19 protein-coding genes are annotated in these 19,225 nt (G+C 57.7%); 7 read left to right on the plus strand and 12 right to left on the minus strand.

Annotated features, from left to right (window positions below):
- Positions 1–474 precede the first annotated feature (474 nt).
- Entirely contained in the window at positions 475–1,275 is an 801-nt protein-coding gene (gene exoR, locus JJB09_RS12630) for an exopolysaccharide production regulator ExoR (RefSeq protein ID WP_201658359.1), read from the plus strand.
- 204 nt (positions 1,276–1,479) lie between these two features.
- Positions 1,480–3,321, plus strand: coding sequence for a dihydroxy-acid dehydratase (gene ilvD / locus JJB09_RS12635; protein WP_201658362.1), 1,842 nt, complete (start codon positions 1,480–1,482; stop codon positions 3,319–3,321).
- Between the two features lie 460 nt (positions 3,322–3,781).
- Here ilvD and ilvA read toward each other — a convergent pair whose 3' ends face one another.
- Complete coding sequence (ilvA, locus tag JJB09_RS12640) at positions 3,782–5,062, minus strand: threonine ammonia-lyase (RefSeq protein WP_210341721.1); 1,281 nt, start codon at positions 5,060–5,062, stop codon at positions 3,782–3,784.
- 192 nt (positions 5,063–5,254) lie between these two features.
- On the opposite strand from ilvA, the gene gfa reads away from it, so the two are divergent.
- Positions 5,255–5,827, plus strand: coding sequence for an S-(hydroxymethyl)glutathione synthase (gene gfa, locus JJB09_RS12645; RefSeq protein ID WP_201658368.1), 573 nt, complete (start codon positions 5,255–5,257; stop codon positions 5,825–5,827).
- A gap of 107 nt (positions 5,828–5,934) precedes the next feature.
- Here the strand turns inward: gfa and JJB09_RS12650 are convergent, their stop codons facing one another.
- The 6 genes from JJB09_RS12650 to coaD form a co-directional block, all read right to left on the minus strand.
- A complete protein-coding gene (locus tag JJB09_RS12650; protein WP_201658371.1) occupies positions 5,935–6,564 on the minus strand; it encodes a dihydrofolate reductase family protein in 630 nt (209 codons plus the stop codon).
- Between the two features lie 102 nt (positions 6,565–6,666).
- Positions 6,667–7,797, minus strand: coding sequence for a tRNA guanosine(34) transglycosylase Tgt (gene tgt / locus JJB09_RS12655; RefSeq protein ID WP_201658374.1), 1,131 nt, complete (start codon positions 7,795–7,797; stop codon positions 6,667–6,669).
- A complete protein-coding gene (queA, locus tag JJB09_RS12660; RefSeq protein ID WP_201658377.1) occupies positions 7,798–8,862 on the minus strand; it encodes a tRNA preQ1(34) S-adenosylmethionine ribosyltransferase-isomerase QueA in 1,065 nt (354 codons plus the stop codon). It abuts the gene before it with no gap.
- Between the two features lie 99 nt (positions 8,863–8,961).
- Complete coding sequence (locus tag JJB09_RS12665) at positions 8,962–9,474, minus strand: peptidylprolyl isomerase (protein WP_201658380.1); 513 nt, start codon at positions 9,472–9,474, stop codon at positions 8,962–8,964.
- A gap of 26 nt (positions 9,475–9,500) precedes the next feature.
- Positions 9,501–10,031 (minus strand): peptidylprolyl isomerase, encoded by a 531-nt coding sequence (locus JJB09_RS12670; RefSeq protein WP_246748711.1) that lies wholly within the window; start codon positions 10,029–10,031, stop codon positions 9,501–9,503.
- A 73-nt stretch (positions 10,032–10,104) separates the two neighbouring features.
- Positions 10,105–10,599 (minus strand): pantetheine-phosphate adenylyltransferase, encoded by a 495-nt coding sequence (gene coaD, locus JJB09_RS12675; protein ID WP_201658387.1) that lies wholly within the window; start codon positions 10,597–10,599, stop codon positions 10,105–10,107.
- Between the two features lie 249 nt (positions 10,600–10,848).
- Here coaD and JJB09_RS12680 point away from each other — a divergent pair, with 249 nt between their 5' ends.
- A complete protein-coding gene (locus tag JJB09_RS12680) occupies positions 10,849–10,989 on the plus strand; it encodes a hypothetical protein (RefSeq protein WP_201658390.1) in 141 nt (46 codons plus the stop codon).
- A 98-nt stretch (positions 10,990–11,087) separates the two neighbouring features.
- Here JJB09_RS12680 and JJB09_RS12685 read toward each other — a convergent pair whose 3' ends face one another.
- Genes JJB09_RS12685 through JJB09_RS12700 form a run of 4 tightly spaced genes read right to left on the minus strand, consistent with a single transcriptional unit; the run spans position 11,088 to position 14,392 of the window.
- Positions 11,088–11,390: a hypothetical protein gene (locus JJB09_RS12685; RefSeq protein WP_201658393.1), complete on the minus strand. Its 303-nt coding sequence runs from the start codon at positions 11,388–11,390 to the stop codon at positions 11,088–11,090.
- An 18-nt stretch (positions 11,391–11,408) separates the two neighbouring features.
- Entirely contained in the window at positions 11,409–12,482 is a 1,074-nt protein-coding gene (locus tag JJB09_RS12690; RefSeq protein WP_246748696.1) for a hypothetical protein, read from the minus strand.
- A complete protein-coding gene (locus JJB09_RS12695; protein ID WP_201658396.1) occupies positions 12,479–12,886 on the minus strand; it encodes a hypothetical protein in 408 nt (135 codons plus the stop codon). Before JJB09_RS12695 ends, JJB09_RS12690 begins: the two co-directional genes overlap by 4 nt.
- A gap of 9 nt (positions 12,887–12,895) precedes the next feature.
- A complete protein-coding gene (locus tag JJB09_RS12700) occupies positions 12,896–14,392 on the minus strand; it encodes an FAD-binding oxidoreductase (RefSeq protein WP_201658398.1) in 1,497 nt (498 codons plus the stop codon).
- Between the two features lie 365 nt (positions 14,393–14,757).
- On the opposite strand from JJB09_RS12700, the gene JJB09_RS12705 reads away from it, so the two are divergent.
- Positions 14,758–14,895, plus strand: coding sequence for a hypothetical protein (locus tag JJB09_RS12705; RefSeq protein WP_201658400.1), 138 nt, complete (start codon positions 14,758–14,760; stop codon positions 14,893–14,895).
- Between the two features lie 270 nt (positions 14,896–15,165).
- Positions 15,166–15,483 (plus strand): DMT family transporter, encoded by a 318-nt coding sequence (locus tag JJB09_RS12710; RefSeq protein WP_201658402.1) that lies wholly within the window; start codon positions 15,166–15,168, stop codon positions 15,481–15,483.
- Positions 15,484–15,600: 117 nt separating this feature from the next.
- On the opposite strand, the gene gyrA is transcribed toward JJB09_RS12710, so the two are convergent.
- Positions 15,601–18,390 carry a DNA gyrase subunit A gene (gyrA, locus tag JJB09_RS12715; protein ID WP_425523725.1) on the minus strand — a complete coding sequence of 930 codons (2,790 nt, stop codon included), beginning with the start codon at positions 18,388–18,390 and terminating at the stop codon, positions 15,601–15,603.
- Between the two features lie 193 nt (positions 18,391–18,583).
- Between gyrA and JJB09_RS12720 the strand changes: the two genes are divergently transcribed.
- Positions 18,584–19,225 carry a MarC family protein gene (locus tag JJB09_RS12720; protein WP_201658404.1) on the plus strand — a complete coding sequence of 214 codons (642 nt, stop codon included), beginning with the start codon at positions 18,584–18,586 and terminating at the stop codon, positions 19,223–19,225.

Consider the following 19,225-nt stretch of genomic DNA (forward strand, 5'->3'; position numbering starts at 1 on the left):
TCACCTTTCATCTGCTGCAGAATCAGCTTCAAGGACCCCATCCTCAGGTCGGCAAAAGATCCACTGTGGTTAGGGATTCTTTTCACTTGTTGCGCCGGCAAGATCTCTTGCCCGGTTGTTCTGTGTCGAAGCGACTATTCTTCTGCTCCACTTGAGTTTTGTGACGATTTCGCAACACATTTTTCGATATTCTGACGAGCGCCTCGGGCCACTGGAAAGCTTGTCCATTTCCTGCCACAAACCGAGCGCACCTGAATGTGCACAGAGAGGCGCGGGGCGATCAGGCCAGCGTCAGGGTCAGTATGAAAATGTTTGCGAAGCAAGATCACTGTCTTCATATGCCGCCGATCCACACTATGGATTGTTGCGCTGAGAAGGACCTGATTTTCGCATCGCCCCGCAAATCGGCCACATCTCTGAGACAAAATGCGTTGGAAAGCTGGTTGCTTCCAGTAGCGAAAGATCTTGCGTAAAATGCCGATACGTGCGTTGAACAGACTGAGTGGAGTTGTAGTCGGGGCGGCGATGATGGCTATCGTCGGCGCCAGTGGTGCCTACGCCCTTGACCCGAATGTTTCGGTTTCCAAGGAGTCAGGCCCCTTCGATCTGTTCCGACTCGGTTTCAAAGCCTATCGCGAAGGCAACAAGCAAGAAGCGGTCGAAGCTTATCGCTACGCGGCCGAAAAAGGCCATACAGGCTCACGCTGGGCGCTTGCCACAATGTATGCCGACGGCGACGGGGTGGTGAAGAACGACTTTGAGGCTTTCAAGATCTACTCGGAAATTGCAAGCCAGGGCGTAGAGCCAGGCTCCAATGATACGGGCTTCTTTGTTAACGCGCTGATGGCGCTTGCCGAGTATTACAGCAAGGGAATTCCTGCAAGTCCGGTCCAGCCCGATCTCAACCAGGCCAGACAGCTCTATTTTCAGGCTGCCTCTGCATTCGGTGATTCCGAAGCTCAATTCCGGCTCGCCAAGATGCTGCTTTCAGGCGAGGGCGGTCAGGCCAACATCCGCCAGGCCAAGAAGTGGCTTAATCACGCTCGCAAGGGCGGGCATGCCGGAGCCATGGGTATTTTCGGCAATGTGCTTTTTGAGGAAGGCCAGACTGTCCGTGGACTTGCTTTCATGACAGCGGCGCTCGACTCGTGCGCCCCGCGGGACCGCGTATGGCTTCAGCCCATGCAGGAGCAGGCGTTCTCGCTGGTCAACGAGAGTGATCGTCGCAATGCCGTCGCGCTCTCGGCAAACATACGCCTCAAAGGCGGCGATTGAGCCGGACAGTGTTCGGGCGCAAGATATCGCCTGAAATAGGCGGTTCGGCTGGTATAATGCGTTTTGCACCGTACCGGAATGGCCCAAGGCGATAGTGACACCCCTGATCTTTTGCGTTACCACCACCTGTGAACGGGCTTTAGAAGCCCCGACTGGGACTAAGCGGCGTAAATGACGCCGGACGGATAGCTAAGGACGAGGACCATGCCCGCATACCGCTCGAGAACGACGACCCATGGACGCAATATGGCTGGAGCGCGTGGACTTTGGCGCGCAACCGGCATGAAGGACGAGGATTTCGGCAAGCCGATCATTGCTGTCGTCAACTCGTTCACCCAGTTCGTTCCGGGCCACGTGCACCTCAAGGATCTTGGACAACTCGTGGCACGCGAAATCGAAGCTGCCGGCGGTGTCGCCAAGGAATTCAATACGATTGCGGTCGATGACGGCATCGCCATGGGCCATGATGGTATGCTCTATTCGCTGCCATCGCGTGAGTTGATTGCCGATAGTGTCGAGTACATGGTCAACGCGCACTGTGCCGATGCCATGGTCTGCATCTCCAACTGCGACAAGATCACACCAGGCATGCTGATGGCCGCATTGCGCATCAACATCCCTGTCGTCTTCGTCTCGGGTGGCCCGATGGAAGCCGGCAAGGTGGTGCTGCACGGCAAGAAGCACGCGCTCGATCTCGTCGATGCGATGGTTGCCGCCGCTGACGACAAGATAAGCGATGAGGATCTCGGCGCCATCGAACGTGCGGCCTGTCCGACCTGCGGCTCCTGCTCCGGCATGTTTACCGCCAATTCGATGAATTGCCTGACTGAAGCCCTCGGCCTGTCGCTACCGGGCAACGGATCGACGCTCGCAACGCATGGTGACCGTAAGCGGCTTTTCGTCGAGGCCGGCCACCTGATTGTCGATCTGGCGCGCCGTTACTATGAACAGGATGACGAGCGTGTTCTGCCGCGCAACATTGCATCCAAGGGCGCGTTCGAAAACGCAATGGCGCTCGACATCGCCATGGGTGGTTCTACCAACACTGTCCTGCATATTCTTGCCGCCGCACATGAAGGCAAAGTCGATTTTACCATGGCCGACATCGATGCGTTGTCGCGCCGTGTTCCGTGCCTGTCCAAGGTCGCACCGGCCAAGAACGACGTGCATATGGAAGACGTGCACCGGGCAGGGGGCATCATGTCGATCCTCGGTGAGCTTGATCGCGGTGGCCTCTTGAATCGCGAGTGCCCGACGGTACATGCCGAAACGCTTGGCGATGCCATCGATCGATGGGATATTACGCGGACAAATAGCGAGAGCGTCCGCGACTTCTATCGCGCTGCGCCAGGTGGCGTGCCGACTCAAGTCGCTTTCAGCCAGAACTCCCGTTGGGAGGAACTCGATACCGACCGCGAAAATGGCGTCATCCGCTCGGTGGAGCATCCGTTCTCGAAGGACGGTGGCCTCGCGGTGCTCAAAGGCAACATCGCGCTCGACGGCTGCATCGTCAAGACAGCCGGCGTCGATGAGAGCATTCTGAAGTTTTCCGGACCGGCGAAGGTGTTCGAAAGCCAGGATGCAGCGGTTAAGGGCATCCTCAACAGCGAAGTCGTGGCCGGTGATGTCGTCGTCATTCGATACGAAGGGCCGAAGGGCGGACCGGGCATGCAGGAAATGCTCTATCCGACCAGCTATCTGAAGTCCCGCGGCCTCGGCAAGGAGTGCGCGCTGATCACCGACGGCCGCTTCTCCGGCGGTACATCGGGCCTGTCGATCGGTCACGTTTCACCTGAGGCTGCCAATGGTGGCACGATCGGGCTTGTAAGACAGGGCGATACTATCAATATCGACATTCCCAACCGCACGATTGAACTCGCCGTCGATGCAGCGACCTTGGCTGCGCGTCGTGCCGAGCAGGATGCTCTCGGCTGGAAGCCCGCGGCTCCGCGCCGCCGCAACGTCACGACAGCGCTCAAGGCCTATGCCGCGTTTGCAACCAGCGCCGACCGCGGTGCTGTGCGCGATCTCGGAAGCTTTGAGTGAAAGTACGGCGGCGCTGCTTCACTGCGCCGCCAACGTTGAAAAGCAAAAGCACCGATCATGCCAGTGGTCGGTGCTTTTTTGCATGTTCGAGCCGGTGCAAATTTTCACTTGCTCAGCTTCGTATTCAGCCTGCTGAACTGCTTCATCGTGAATGCCGGACGTCTACAGTTTGGATCAGCTGGTTTGTCGAGTGTCTCTCTGTGTTCGGCTGAATGCGGGACAATAAACAACGTAGTGAGCAGGCGTTGCCGACAATGATACGGCGCGGCGATCATGAGGGAGTTGGTTGGCCCCAGGCTGTGTAGTCCAGCCAAGTGTGGCGCCGACCTCGGAAATGCCGGTGCGAGCAAGAGAGGCCGCTTTCCTCCAGGAACCTATTAGTTCCATAATCTATCTTATGCAATCTTTGTGTGCCGCGGGTGGGTTCCATTTCCAAGTGCGCCCTGCGCTGCTTTCCGGTTCAGATAATCAGGTTTGCGACAATTTCATTGTCTGTGATGTCTTCAAAGCCCAACCCCGCATTCTCGAAGCGTTGAACCAGCCCTGAGAAATTCTCCGGTGCCTTGGACTCGATGCCGATGAGAATGGAGCCGAAGTTGCGAGCGGATTTCTTCAGATACTCGAACCGTGAGATGTCGTCGTCTGGTCCAAGCAAGCCGAGGAAATCCTTCAGCGCACCCGGACGCTGCGGAAGCCGCAGGATGAAGTACTTCTTGAGACCGGAATAGCGCATGGCACGCTCCTTGACGTCAGGTAGACGCTCGAAATCGAAGTTGCCGCCCGAGACGACGCAAACAACGGTTTTTCCCTTGAGTTGCTCCGCGTCCAATCGATCGAGCGCGGCAATAGACAGCGCGCCCGCAGGTTCAAGAACCACGCCCTCGACGTTCAGCATATCGATAATGGTCACGCAGATTGCGTTCTCCGGTATCAGTTGCACCTGATCGGTACCGAACGCCTTGAGAGCGGCAAAATTCAAGTCGCCGATCCGCGCCACCGCAGCGCCATCGACAAAATTATCGACCTTGGGCAGCGTTACGATGGAACCGGCTTCGATGCTCTTCTTGAGACTCGGCGCTCCCGACGGTTCGACGAACAGAAAATCCTTTGCGGCAACGATACCGTTCAGAAAGCCGGTCATTCCGGCGGATAGTCCGCCGCCGCCAACAGGCATGATTATCAGGTCGGGCCGCGCATCATCTGGCAACTGAGACATGATTTCGGCCGCGACGGTAGCCTGGCCCTCGATAATGTCATCGTGGTCGAACGGCGGCACCATATGGCCACCAGTGGCTTCGACATGGGCGCGAGCCGCTGCGTAGCATTGGTCGAAGATGTCGCCAACCAGCCGTATGCTGATGAACTCGCCACCGAACATCCGCGTCTTGTCGATCTTCTGCTGCGGCGTCGTGACCGGCATGAATACCACACCCGGAACGCCGAAATGGCGGCAAACGAAGGCAAAACCCTGTGCGTGATTGCCCGCGGAGGCGCAGACGAACGTTCGTCCTTCGCCGCCTCCGGCAATCGCTTTGCGCATGAAATTGAATGCACCACGGATCTTGTAGGACCGGACCGGCGACAGGTCCTCGCGCTTGAGCCAGATATCGGCGCTGAAGCGGCGGCTGAGATGCTCGTTAAATTGAAACGGCGTTTCGGGAAAAAGACCGCGCATCGCCTGGGTCGCGTTTACTACACCCTGTCTATTCACGTCATTCGTCCCGCGGTTCACATTACCCATCGCTATTGCACAGGCCGGAGCCGCTTTCAAAGCCCTTTTGTACCTGAAAGCGTGCATCAATGCACTAAAGATGACCATGGGAGTCATGATAATGGCGGATGCTCTGTCTATTCCAGTGGTTGCTAAAGTTCCCTCCCCGTGAAACACTTGTGTCAGGAAGTGCGCTAAAAACTGAAAAAGGGAGGAATATCAATGGCATCTGTATCCTTGCATCCATCGATCGACAGTGGCGTCAAACCGGGAAGCGGATCTTTCACCGGAGGCACCCTGTCCTGCCTTTGCACGACAGGAACAGTACGCCTCAAGATCAAGGGTGACGTGGCCCACAACCACGCTTGCGGCTGCACAAAGTGCTGGAAACCGGCTGGCGCGATGTTCTCGGTAGTTGCTGTCGTTCCGTCAGACAATGTCGAGATTGTGGAGAACGGCGACAAACTCGCCGTGGTCGATAGTTCCGCTCTCATCCAACGGCACGCCTGCAAGGAGTGCGGCGTACATATGCATGGGCCAGTCGAGCGCGATCATGCGTTCAAGGGCCTGAGCTTCATACACCCGGAACGGTTCGCCGAGAGCGGGTCGGCCGCACCCGGCTTTGCCGCTTTCGTTTCTTCCGTGATCGAATCTGGCGTAAGCCCATCAAAGATGGACAGCATTCGCGCTCGGTTCAAGGAGCTTGGCCTTGAGCCCTACGATTGCCTCAACCCTACCCTGATGGATGTGCTGGCGACCTTCGCAGCGAAGAAAGCCGGAACTTATAGGGAATAGATTTTGGCGGGCAGGGCTGGTCTCCACCCTGCCCTATTTTCTATCAATCCGCATGAGAATACACCTGTATCTATCTGTTGTTACGTTGGTTTTTGCGAAGATCTTTGTTATGCCTGCGGTGAGTTTTCGAGGGCGAATGATCCCGTCCTAAGCTCGCCTGCCGGCTGATAGCGAGCAAGAACCACTCCGGTCGGAAAGCCGCGAGTCTCAACAAGCTTGAGTGCTGAGGGCACCGTGCCTTCGCCGAAAAGCCGCTTGCCATTGCCCAACATCAGCGGAAAAATTAGCAACCTAAACTCGTCGATCAGGTTGTTTTCGAGCAGGGTCTGGATCAAATTGCTTGAACCTTGGATCAGCAGGTCGGGGCCGTTGCTTTTCCTGAGATCGGTGAGAGCCGACACGATATCATCGCCGAGCGATTTGCTGTTTTGCCACTGGAGCTTCGGGTTGGTGCGGGTCGCGACATACTTTGTAGCGCGGTTGAACAGGCTGGCGATTGGATCCGGCGCGCCGGGTTGCGGCCAATATGCAGCGAATATCTCATAGGTCTTGCGCCCGAGCAGCAGGTCGAACGGCTTGGAAAACAGCTCATCCATCGCACCGCCGAGCGCCTCGTCGAAATAGTGGAAGACCCAGCCGCCGTGGCTAAAGCCTCCGGTCGGATCTTCCTCGGGTCCACCGGGGGCCTGCATGATGCCGTCAAGGCTTACGAAAACGGCTGCAATAATCTTGCGCATCGGCCTTCCTCCTTGGTTTTCGCCTCATTCGGGCGACTGTACCAAGGACGATGAAAAAAGCCGAGCGCCGACAATGCCGACGAAATATTGTCGCGCCGGGTATCAGACCGGATCGAGGTCGCCCCTCGCCCATTCTTCCTGCGTCTCGGCCATGAAGTCCGCAAATCGCCCTTCATCAATGGCTTTTCGAATACCGCGCATCAGATCCTGGTAATAGGACAGGTTGTTCCAGCTCAGCAGCATGCCGCCGAGCGCTTCGTTCGAGCGGACAAGATGGTGCAGATAGGCGCGTGAATAGTCGCGTGCGGCCGGGCAGGACGATTGCTCATCGAGCGGTCGCATGTCTTCGGCGTGGCGCGCGTTGCGGATGTTGACCTTGCCGCGACGGGTAAATGCAAGGCCGTGGCGTCCGGACCGGGTCGGCATGACGCAGTCGAACATGTCGATACCGCGTGCCACCGATTTCAGGATATCGTCCGGGGTGCCAACCCCCATGAGATAGCGCGGCTTTTCGGTCGGCAGGTGCGGATTGACTGTTTCGATCATCTCCAGCATCACGTGCTGTGGCTCACCGACTGCCAGGCCGCCGATGGCGTAGCCCTTGAGGTCGAGTGCCCTGAGCGCCTCGGCGCTTCTCACACGCAGTGCCGGATTGTCGCCGCCCTGTACGATACCGAACATTGCTTTGCCAGGCTGGTCGCCGAACGCGACCTTGCAGCGTTCTGCCCAGCGGACCGATAGCTCCATCGCACGTTCGATTTCCTTGGGCTTTGCGGGCAGTGCCAGGCACTCGTCCAGCTGCATCTGGATATCCGAACCGAGCAGGCCCTGAATCTCGATCGAGCGCTCGGGCGACATGTGATGCAAAGAGCCATCCACATGGCTCTTGAAGGTCACGCCCTTCTCATCCAGCTTGCGCAGCCCGGACAGGGACATGACCTGGAAGCCGCCGCTGTCGGTCAGGATCGGGTGCGGCCAGCGGATCAGTTCGTGCAGCCCGCCGAGACGTGCGACGCGTTCCGGACCCGGCCGCAGCATCAGATGGTAGGTATTGCCGAGAATAATGTCTGCGCCGGTCTCTCTGACCTGATCGAGATACATCGCCTTTACCGTGCCCACGGTGCCGACAGGCATGAATGCGGGCGTGCGGATGGTGCCGCGGGGCATGGAAATCTCGCCGCGCCGTGCCTTGCCATCGGTTTTCAGCAGCTGGAACTTGAAGTGTTCGGTCATTCAGATTTTCCGTTTGAGCAGGCTGGTGTCGCCGTAGGAGTAGAAGCGGTAGCCGGTCTTGATGGCGTGGTCGTAAGCGGCCCGCATCGTATCGAGGCCGCTGAAGGCAGATACGAGCATGAACAGCGTCGAGCGCGGCAGGTGGAAGTTCGTCATCAGCATGTCGATGAACTTGAAGCGGTAGCCGGGGGTAATAAAGATGTTCGTGTTGCCCGACCATTCGGCCATGTTGCCGTCTTCGCTGGCTGCACTTTCAAGCAGGCGGAGCGACGTGGTGCCAACGGCGACGATCCTGCCGTCCCTCGCCTTGGCATCATTGAGCTTGTCGGCAGTCGCGGCATCGATATAGCCAGTCTCGTAGTGCATCAGATGATCGGCGGTGTCGTCAGCCTTGACCGGCAGGAAGGTGCCGGCGCCGACATGGAGCGTCACGAAGGCGCGTTCGATTCCCTTTTTATCCAATAACTCAAATAGTTCCGGCGTGAAATGCAGGCCGGCTGTAGGTGCCGCTACCGCGCCTTTTTCACGGGCGTAGATGGTTTGGTAGTCGGTCCGGTCGCGGTCATCCTCACGGCGCTTGGAGGCGATATAGGGCGGCAACGGAATATGCCCGACAGTGGCAATTGCCGTATCGAGCGCCGGCCCGGAAACCCCGAAGCCAAGAGTCACCTCCCCGGCATCGCCCTTTTCCAGCACAGTCGCATCCAGTGCGTCGTCTCCAGTTCCGAACCGGAGAATATCACCTTCCTTGATGCGTTTGCCGGGTTTGGCGAATGCCTTCCAGCGGTCCGCAGCAGTGCGCATATGCAAAGTGGCGGAAACTGGCACTATGTTGTCGCCGCGTATGCGTGTCCCCTCAAGCTGCGCCGGGATGACCTTGGTGTCGTTGAAGACGAGAACGTCTCCAGGCAACAACAATGTCACTAGGTCGCGGACGTGGCCGTCAGTCAGTTCCGTGGTGCTGTTGGGGTCGACGACCAGCAGGCGTGCGGAATCGCGCGGTTCGGCTGGTCTCAGCGCAATCCGCTCATCGGGCAGGTCGAAATCGAAAAGGTCTACACGCATATTCTAGCTCGAAGGCGCTCCCCTGCTAAGGGAGTGTACTCAAATGAAAAGCCGCCCCCGCGATTAAACGCGGAGGCGGCTGATGTCTACGAAAAACAATCAGGCGACGTCAGCAGCGACCTTCAACGAGACGATTTCGTCCGGATCGACGACCGGTTCGCCCTTCTTGATCTTGTCGATGTTGTCCATGCCTTCAATGACCTGACCCCAGACGGAGTACTGCTTGTTGAGCCACGGTGCATCGGTGAAGCAGATGAAGAACTGCGAGTTGGCGGAGTTCGGGCTCTGCGAGCGTGCCATCGAGCAGGTGCCGCGGATGTGGCTGATTGCCGAAAATTCAGCTTTCAGGTCCGGCTTGTCGGAACCGCCCATGCCAGCGCGAGAAGGGTTGAAGGATGATCCGCCCTTTTTGCCGAACTTCACGTCGCCTGTCTGCGCCATGAAATCGTTGATGACGCGGTGGAACACGACGCCGTCATAGGCGCCTTCGCGCGCCAGTTCCTTGATGCGCGCCACATGCTCCGGAGCGACTTCCGGCAGCAGCTGGATGACAACCTTGCCCTTGGTGGTTTCCATGACCAGGGCGTTTTCTGGATCTTTAATTTCAGCCATTTTACATATCTCCTTGAATTGAATTGTTATTTGCCGACCGTAACTTTGACCATGCGGTCCGGATCCGAGACGGACCCATTGTTGCCGTCGCCACGCTTGATCTTGTCGACATTTTCCATTCCCGAGGTAACCTTGCCCACGACCGTGTACTGGCCGTTGAGGAAGTCGCCGGGCGCGAACATGATGAAGAACTGGGAGTTGGCCGAATTCGGGTCCTGCGACCGCGCCATGCCGACTACCCCGCGTTCAAATGGAACGTTGGAAAATTCGGCGGGTAGATCGGGAAGGCTCGAGCCGCCCATCCCGGCTTGCGAAGGCTGGAAGTCCTTGTTCATGTTGCCATACTGGACATCGCCTGTCTGCGCCATGAAGCCTTCGATCACACGATGAAAAGCAACGTTGTCATACTCGCCCTTGGTCGCGAGTTCCTTGATGCGCTCGACATGCTTCGGCGCAATTTCCGGCATGAGCTGGACAACGACAGGACCATCCTTCAGTTGGATGGTGATCTCGTTTGGATTGGCGAATGCCTGAGTCGAAACGCCGATCATCATCATGGCGCCTGCGGCGATGGATTTCAGGGAAAACATGAAAGCTCCGTTGGTTGGCGAGGGCGGCCGGGGTCAGACCCTAGCGTTTGCGTTTGGCGTCCAGCGCTTCAAGAACTGGCTTTGGCACGAACGCACTGACATCGCCGCCCATCGCTGCGATCTGACGCACCAATGTGGCGGTAATGGGCCGCGACGCGGTACCTGCAGGCAGGAACACGGTCTGTACGTCGGGTGCCATTTGCCGGTTCATGCCCGCCATCTGCATTTCGTAATCGAGATCCGTACCGTCACGCAACCCGCGGATCAGCACATTTGTTCCATTCGCCCTTGCGGCATCGACCACGAGATTGTCGAAGGCGATGACATCGATATCCCCTGCCCGATCCGGCAAGACATCATTGAGAGACTTGCGGATCAGCTCGCCGCGCTCTTCGAACGTAAACAGCGGAGCTTTGCCGGGATGAATGCCGATCGCCACAATCACCTTGGAAGAGATGTTCAGCGCCTGAATAAGCACGTCGAGATGCCCGTTTGTCATCGGATCGAAGGAACCGGGATAGAAGGCTTTTGTCATTTCGCCGCCGTCAAAATTTGCACCGCCTTTTGTCATGGAAAGACTGCATGCGCAACTGCTTTAAATGTTGTTTAGGAAGCTGAACGCGAGATGAACGGAGCATTCAGCACGGTTTAAGCTGCAAGGTGGTTAATTGTCTCCAAGTTCGAAGGAGCGGCGCAAGAACAACAACAAGCGCGCGCTTCCCCCGGAAGCAGAGGACGGGCTGTTCCGAACACAGCCCTTGATGAAACGAGAAGGATGAGGACGATGTTGTATTTGACGTTCACGCTGATGGCTGGTGTGATCTCCTTCATGTTCATCGCGACCGCTGTTTCCTCGATCATCAACCTGGTGAGAGAGGGCGAGGCGACAAAAGAAGCTCGTGCTCGCACCGTCGTCTATCAGTGAAATCCCCACAGCGTGAGCACCCCACCCCCCTGAGAGTCCAATAGACTCTCGCTCATGCTGGCAGGAAAGCCGGACGGTCGCCCCAGACCGTCCGGTTTTTACTTTTCGCGCAGCGACATGCAGCCGGACTGACGGTACGGCAGGACCATCAGCGCGCCGGCCTGGTAGAGCGCACGAGCCTGTCCGGCGTCTACGGATGCCAGCCGCGCGACACGCCCGTCCCAATCGAGGATGGATACGCCGGGCGGCAAAGCACCGATGCTGATTGGGCGTGGGAACAATGCGAGCACAGGTTGGGCGGAAGCACCGGCGACCAGCATTATGGCTGGTAGGGCCATCGCCGCAGCCGCAATGGACGTTGCCGTGACCACAACCTGTAACGCATTACGCGCCGCTTTCATCGTGCTCCCGTCACACTGTCAGTAGTCGAAAACATGCTCTATTCCCGGATCCGCGACCTGCATCGCTTGAAATGCGGTTGCCAATTCGCTGACCGCAAGATTAACCAGCAATCGTTCTGATGCAAATCCCTGCCGCTCCATTCTGGTCAACACCTCGCCAGGACCTTGATAGGTGGCGCCGCGTGGAATGGTCAACGACACCATGATTTCGTCGTTGCCCGCGACCTCACGCACAACCCCCTTCTGCTGGCTGATGGTGGCGAGAATGCGCGTGAACGCATCATATCGGGGCGTTTCGATCACGATGCCGCCTGCGCTTTCGCCAACGACCCGGACATTGGCAATGGCTGAGAGCTGCTCTGCTGTCAGCCCGGAAATGACGGAGCGGATTTCAAGTTTTGCCGGTCCGTTTGCCGCGGCGCCAGCGGCAATCGCCTTGGCATAGACCGCTTTCGATTCCCACTCGAGCCCAATGGCCAGGCGGCGTTCCCACCCGCGAAGCACATGCGTCACCGGAACGGCCCACAGCGCGCTGTTGGCCGCGCCGAAATCATACATGTACCAAGGGGTCTGCCGCAGGAACTGGGCGTAGTTGTTTGCCGTTTCGAGAACCACCAGATCTTGCGGCGACTTGTTCGGGCCGCGCAAATAGGCAAACAGTCGGCCAATCGTCTCCTCGTATGCGGCTTTAAGGGCCATCTCCAGTGAGAAGCTGACGCCTATCGTGTGAATCATGACGCGTGTTTGCTGGTCAGCGCCGCCATGTTGATCCGCAACACGCATCATCGTGCATGTGGATTTCCAGAATTGGGAGATCGATTTCAGGTAGCCGAACTGGTGTTCGTCACCCGTCTTCAGGGTCTCCGCAAGACCGTCATAAGCGTAGACGATATGCCACTCCGGATAGGTCAGGTACGTATTTGCTTCGCGGCGCTGCCATTGTGCGTCGGCGATGAGCGGGTTGTAGTTGCCGGCATGAATGTCGCTCCGGCACATGGTCTCGATGTAGGCGACAGGTGCGGCGAGCGCCAACACCAGCAGCAGGAATGCCAACACCAACCACTTTGCAAGGCGGAGCATGTATCGGGTCATTCGGCATCAGCCTTGAAGACAACGCTGCTGAGGAACGCGATGCTGCCCAGTGCAAGATGTGGCAGATTGGCCATGACTTTGAAATCGAATGGCAATGTCTGGATGCCGTAGTTCAGGATCCCCAGATCGAGGTAGCCCGAGCCGGTGATCAATCCGAGAAGGCCGTCGCCGAAATAGATCAGGCCGAAATAGAACAGGAAGAATCGCGCTGCCTTGGCTCCTGCCCAGGCGGCGATGCCCGCCCAAAGGGCAGAAACCAGATGAAGCCCATCGTCGTAGATGTCGAGCGCAAAGATGCCGAATGTCTTGCCATCCTGGACAGGAATGCCGGGAAGGTAATTGAGTGCCGCAGCAAAAAGCAGGATAGCGAAATAGATGGCGGCGACCAGGCGTAGTCGGTTCATAGCCGTTCCTCAAAGCTTGGAGAAATACCTGTCCCACATGCGGTGGCGGAAAATCAGGTCCTTGTCGACCTGTCGTTTGAACTGGGCGAACTCGGCGGCGCGCGGATAGGCGCGGGTCAGTTGGTCCAGCGAGGCATGTGGCCGGTAGGGCAGATAATAGCTGCCGCCCAACGCAATCACCCGCTCGATCAGCGCGTGCGTCATCCGCCGCATGTCCGCCTCGCCGCGTGCCGACATTTCCTGAGAAAACAGCATGACGGAAGCAATGCGCGGCTCTGGCGCATAGGCCAATACGCTGTCCTTGTCTTCGGCGACATAGCGGATGGTGACATTCAGCAACTGCTGATAGGACGCCGGTATAACCTCCCGGCATGCCTTGATGAAGTCTCCGAAACGCTGTGGCGCTACGAAGTATTCGTGCAGAATGTCCGTCCGGGAGGGATCGGCATCGTCGAGCGCGATCACCGGTTCGTTGAGCAGGCTGTTGCGGGTCGCTTCTCCGACGAACATTGGGCTGAGTGCGGATTCCGTCCACCAGCGGAAATGCTTGGCGTCATCTGACCCGAGTTGAGCGCGAAATACATAGCGGGACAGTTGGGTCAGCAGCCCGGAACCGCTGGCTGCCGGAATGTCCTGCTGGTCTTCGGTCGGCCTGTAGCTGATCAGCAATCCATCCTGGAAGAAGCGGTCGAGGGAAACGTCAAGACGGCCATAGGCCATCTCGATCTTGGGATCGGATTTCATTGCCTCGACAAAGTGGGTGCCTAGATCCTCGCCACGCACATGCTCGAACTTGGGTTCCAGCCGCGTATTGGGAACCATGTCGAGCTCAAGCTCTGTGATGATGCCGACAAGGCCATATCCACCCATGGCATGGCGGAATAGCTCCGGGTTTTCGGTTCGCGAACATTTCTGGATCGTGCCGTCACCGATCATCAACTTGATCGATCGGACCGTACTGCCGCAACCCGAGAATGGAACAGGCCAGCCATGGGCGTTGACGGAAAAGGTCGACGCAACCCCAAAATCATTATTGGATTGCATCACAGCCGGCGAAAAACCAATCTTGTCCAACTCGGCAACGACGGTGCGCCAGCGCACACCTGCTGCGACCTTGTAGGTTTTCGTGGCCGGATCGGCTACCAGCTGGTCCTGCAGCAGAGTGAGTGCAATTCCATTTTCAGGAATGCTTTGCCCACCCATCGAGTGTCGGGTCGTGCCGGCGATAAGAGGTTTTCGGGTTTCGCGGGCTTCGATAACAAGCGCGCGCACGCGATGGATGAACGTGCTGTCGATGCCGCTGTTGATTGTCACATGCTTGTGGATCTGCGTTGGCTCAAGCAGGCTGGCGTCATTGAGAATATTGCCGTTGGCTGCCGAATAGCTGTCATATTCCGGATAGGCCGGGCCACTTGAGCTGGATGGCTGCAGAAGCCATCGCCCAGTTGCAGCACCAAACAGTGCCGACCCGCCGATAAGTAATGAACGGCGACGGAGCTTGCCCATTTATCCCCCTTTGAAGGTATCTTTCATCATTGAATCAAATACGTATCGCGACGCGACTTTAATCGTAAATCGTTGAGAAAATCACAGCCGATCTACTGTTCCTGAAACGGGAAAATTGCTGCTGTCCGCGCTGGTTAGCGTTTAAAAATCATTTTTGCAAAGATCATATGCAACTTTCCTCGAAGCTGAACGTTTTATGAACGGACCATTCAGAGCCTCTTCAGTCGATGAATGGTTAAATGACATCAAGTTGAGCGGAACGACTTCCAAAAGGGTTGTTCCCACTGAAACAGCGGCCACGGAATTTTTGCGGGACTATGTTGTCCAACAGATGTTCATGGCAACATGCTGAAAGGGAAACGACAATGATGTATGTGACGCTGACCTGCATGGCTGGATTGATCGCTGTGATGTTTGTTGCAACCGCAGTTTCATCAATTGTAAATTCCATCCGCGAAAACGAAACTGCACGCCATGCGGCCTTGCGCCGAGTTACTTTCTGAACTCCCTCCCCGAAGCGCGGGGCCTCCCTCCCCCTTTTCCCGCGCTTATTGAAACCGGACGGTCTCCCCTGCCCGTCCGGTTTTTTTGTATCCAGATGCAGCTTTCGCCGGCAAATGCTCTGCGGCATCCCAATCCCCTGCGAACGAAAACGCTACTTTTGGATGTGGCAGCCTGGATTAAGCCTGTTCAAGACCGATGAATCACCCATAGATGGTGCCTGGCCTTATCAGGTTTTCATGCTGATGAATTTCCGATCAATGGAGGATTGATTGAACTGGTTTCTATTGTTTATTGCCGGCCTCTTCGAAATCGGCTGGGTTTACGCCCTCAAGACGTCTGACAACTTCGCCAACCTCAAATATGGCATGCTCGCGGTGTTTCTGCTGGTGTTGAGTATGGCTTGCCTGTCGTTGTCGCTGCGCTCGATCCCGGTTGGCACAGCCTATGCGATCTGGACAGGTATCGGCGCTGTTGGCGCGGCCGTGCTCGGCATCATGCTGTTCAGCGAGCCCGCCACCGCCGTGCGGATGGCATGCATCTCGCTGATCGTTGCTGGTGTCGTGGGCTTGAAGTTGTCGGCCGCTTAACTAAGCACAACTACAAGTCAGAGAAGCGCTCAAATTCTACGGCCTCTCGAAAAAAAAACGCCGGCCACGAGGGCCGGCGCATCTTGAAACATCACCGGGCAGAAGCTCGCCAGCGAGTTACCCCTCGCCTTCCGGCGCTTCCGGCGCGCCATTTTCAGCTGGCGCCTCGCCGTCAACAGGTGCTTCCGACACGTCAGTGCCGTTTTCTTCTTCCTCCGGCTCGCTGATCCGCTCCACCGACACGACCTTTTCGTCGGCTGCCGTCGAGAAGATCGTCACGCCCTTGGTGGCGCGGCTGGCGATGCGGATGCCATCGACGGGCACCCGGATCAACTGGCCACCATCCGAGACAAGCATGATCTGATCAGCTTCCTCGACCGGGAATGCAGCGACCAGTTCGCCAATCTCGCCGGTCTTGGACGTGTCGGTGGCGCGAATGCCCTTGCCGCCGCGTCCGGAGATCCGGAAATCGTAGGAAGAAGAACGCTTGCCGTAACCCTTTTCGGAGACAGTTAGGACGAATTGTTCGCGTGCCTTGAGCTCCTGATAGCGTTCTTCGCTCAGTTCGCTTTCTTCAGTGACTTCTTCGCCAACCAGCTGGATGTCGTCTTCATCGACGCCCATGGCGCGGCGTTCGGCGGCCGAACGCTTGAGATAAGCGGCGCGTTGAGGCGCTTCGGCATCCACGTGTCCAAGGATGGTCATCGAAATCAGCCGATCGCCATCCGCCATGGAGATGCCGCGGACGCCGATCGAGTTGCGGCCGGCAAAGACGCGTACCTCATCGACCGAGAAGCGAATTGCCTGGCCGAGCGCAGTCGTCAGCAGCACGTCGTCCTGATCTGTACAAGTCTCGACGGACAGGATTTCATCACCCTCGTCCTCGAGTTTCATGGCGATCTTGCCGTTTCGGTTGACCTGAACGAAGTCGCTGAGCTTGTTGCGGCGAACTGTGCCGCGCGTCGTCGTGAACATCACGTCGAGATTTGCCCAGCTGTCCTCATCCTCCGGCAGCGGCATGATCGTGGTGATCCGCTCCCCGGACACCAGCGGCAGCATGTTGATCAGCGCCTTGCCGCGAGAGGTCGGCGTGCCGATCGGAAGGCGATATACCTTTTCCTTATAGACAATGCCGCGTGAGGAGAAGAACAGCACCGGCGTGTGGGTGTTGGCGACGAACAGGCGGTTGACGAAATCTTCGTCGCGCGTCGACATGCCAGAACGACCCTTGCCGCCGCGACGCTGGGCGCGATATGTCGCCAGCGGCACGCGCTTGACATAACCGGCATGCGAAACGGTGACCACCATTTCCTCGCGGGCAATCAGGTCTTCGTCGTCAAGGTCGAGGCCATAGTCGACGATTTCGGTGCGACGCGGTGTGCCGAACTCATCGCGTACGGCAGCGAGTTCGTCCTTGACGATCGTCATGATCCGCAAGCGCGAGCTCAGGATGTCGAGATAATCCTTGATTTCGGCGCCGATCTTGCTGAGTTCGTCACCGATTTCATCGCGACCGAGCGCAGTCAGGCGCTGCAGGCGCAGGTCGAGAATGGCGCGAGCCTGCTCCTCGGAGAGATTGTATGTATCGTCCTCATTGATGCGATGGCGCGGATCGTCGATCAGGCGGATCAGCGCTTCGACATCCTTGGCCGGCCAGCGCCGCGTCATCAGCTGTTCGCGCGCGGTCTGCGGATCAGGCGCGCGACGGATCAGATTGATCACCTCGTCGATGTTGGCGACCGCGATTGCCAGACCCACCAACACATGTGCCCTGTCGCGCACCTTCTTGAGCAGGTATTTTGTACGCCGGCTGACGACTTCCTCACGGAAGGTGATGAATGCCCTCAGCATGTCGAGCAGCGTCAGTTGTTCCGGCTTTCCGCCGTTCAACGCCACCATGTTGCAGCCAAACGAGGTCTGCAGCGGAGAATAGCGATAGAGCTGGTTGAGGATCACGTCCGCATTTGCGTCACGCTTCAACTCGATAACCACGCGATAACCGTCACGGTCGGACTCGTCGCGCAGGTCTGAAATGCCCTCGATGCGCTTGTCACGCACCAGTTCGGCCATTTTTTCGATCATCGTCGACTTGTTGACCTGAAAGGGAACCTCGGTGATGACGATCTGCTCGCGATCGTTGCGCATTGGCTCGATCGTTGCGCGCCCGCGCATGATCACCGATCCGCGGCCCGTCTCATAGGCCTGGCGGATGCCGGCCCTGCCGAGGATCATGGCGCCTGTCGGAAAATCCGGTCCCGGCATGATCTCCATGATCTGCGCCAGTTCCATGCCCGGCTCGTCGATCAGCGCGATGCATGCATTGATGACTTCGGACAGATTGTGTGGCGGAATGTTCGTCGCCATCCCGACCGCGATACCACCCGCGCCATTGACCAGCAGGTTCGGAAACTTGGCCGGCACCACCACCGGCTCCTGCAGGGAGCCGTCGTAGTTGTCGCGGAAATCGACAGTTTCCTTGTCGAGGTCGTCGAGCAGCGAATGCGCGGCCTTTTCGAGGCGGCACTCGGTGTAGCGTTCGGCCGCGGGCTTGTCACCGTCGATGGAGCCGAAGTTGCCCTGCCCGTCGATCAACGGCAGCCTGAGCGACCAATCCTGTGCCATGCGGGCGAGCGCGTCGTAAATCGCCAGGTTGCCGTGCGGGTGAAATTTACCCATCACGTCCCCGGTGACACGGGCGCATTTCACATACTTCTTGTTCCAGTCGATCCCGAGTTCATTCATACCGTACAGAATACGGCGATGCACCGGCTTCAGTCCGTCGCGGACATCGGGAAGCGCGCGGCTTACGATCACGCTCATGGCGTAATCGAGGTAGGAGCGCTGCATTTCTTCGACGATGGAGATCGGTTCGATGCCGCTAGGGCCCTTGCCGCCGGGTGTGGTCATGTCGGACAAATCGGTCACAATCTTTCAATTAAGAATCGATGCCGTCTTTATAACGGAAAGGTGCGACTAAGGCCAATTTTACGGCAGCTTTATGAACAGGCTTTTGCCGGAAATGCAAGTATTTGAGCCCAATTTCAGCCCCTTGCGGGAAAGCGCCGGGACAAGTACGCTCGATGTCGTTGAGGGGACAAACATGGCCAGCCTAGAAGCAATGCTCAATGCGTTCACGACCCTGCTCGTGACGACCGACCCGCCCGGATTGGCGCCGATCTTCATCGGCTTGACCGTCGGCATGACAAGGGCGCAGCGGCGGCAGACAGCGATACGCGGCACGATCATCGCCTTTGGAATTCTCACTGTGTTTGCACTCACCGGCTCGAGTGTCTTGTCGCTGCTCGGCATTTCGATGCCCGCTTTCCGCATCGCCGGCGGCATGTTGCTATTCTTCATTGCCTTCGAGATGATTTTTGAGAAAAGGCAGGATCGGAAGGAAAAGACCACCGAGACGGCGATCACCAAGGATCACATACACAATCTCGCGGTGTTTCCACTGGCAATCCCGCTTATCTCGGGGCCTGGCGCGATCTCGGCTACGATCCTGCTTGCCGGCAACCACCCGTCGGCAATCGATCGTGTCCAGCTTATCGCTGTTATCGCAGTCGTGTCCTTCATATTGCTTGCAGCGCTGCTGGTCGCCGATCAGATCGACCGCATGCTGGGTCAAACTGGTCGGGCCATTCTCACGCGCTTGCTTGGCGTGTTGTTGTCCGCACTCGCGGTGCAATTCGTGATCGACGGTTTCCGTGCCAGCATGACGGCTTACATCGGCCCCTGA

It is taken from the genome of Phytoamicus setariae (assembly GCF_016722925.1).
Lineage (GTDB): Bacteria > Pseudomonadota > Alphaproteobacteria > Rhizobiales > Rhizobiaceae > Rhizobium_E > Rhizobium_E setariae.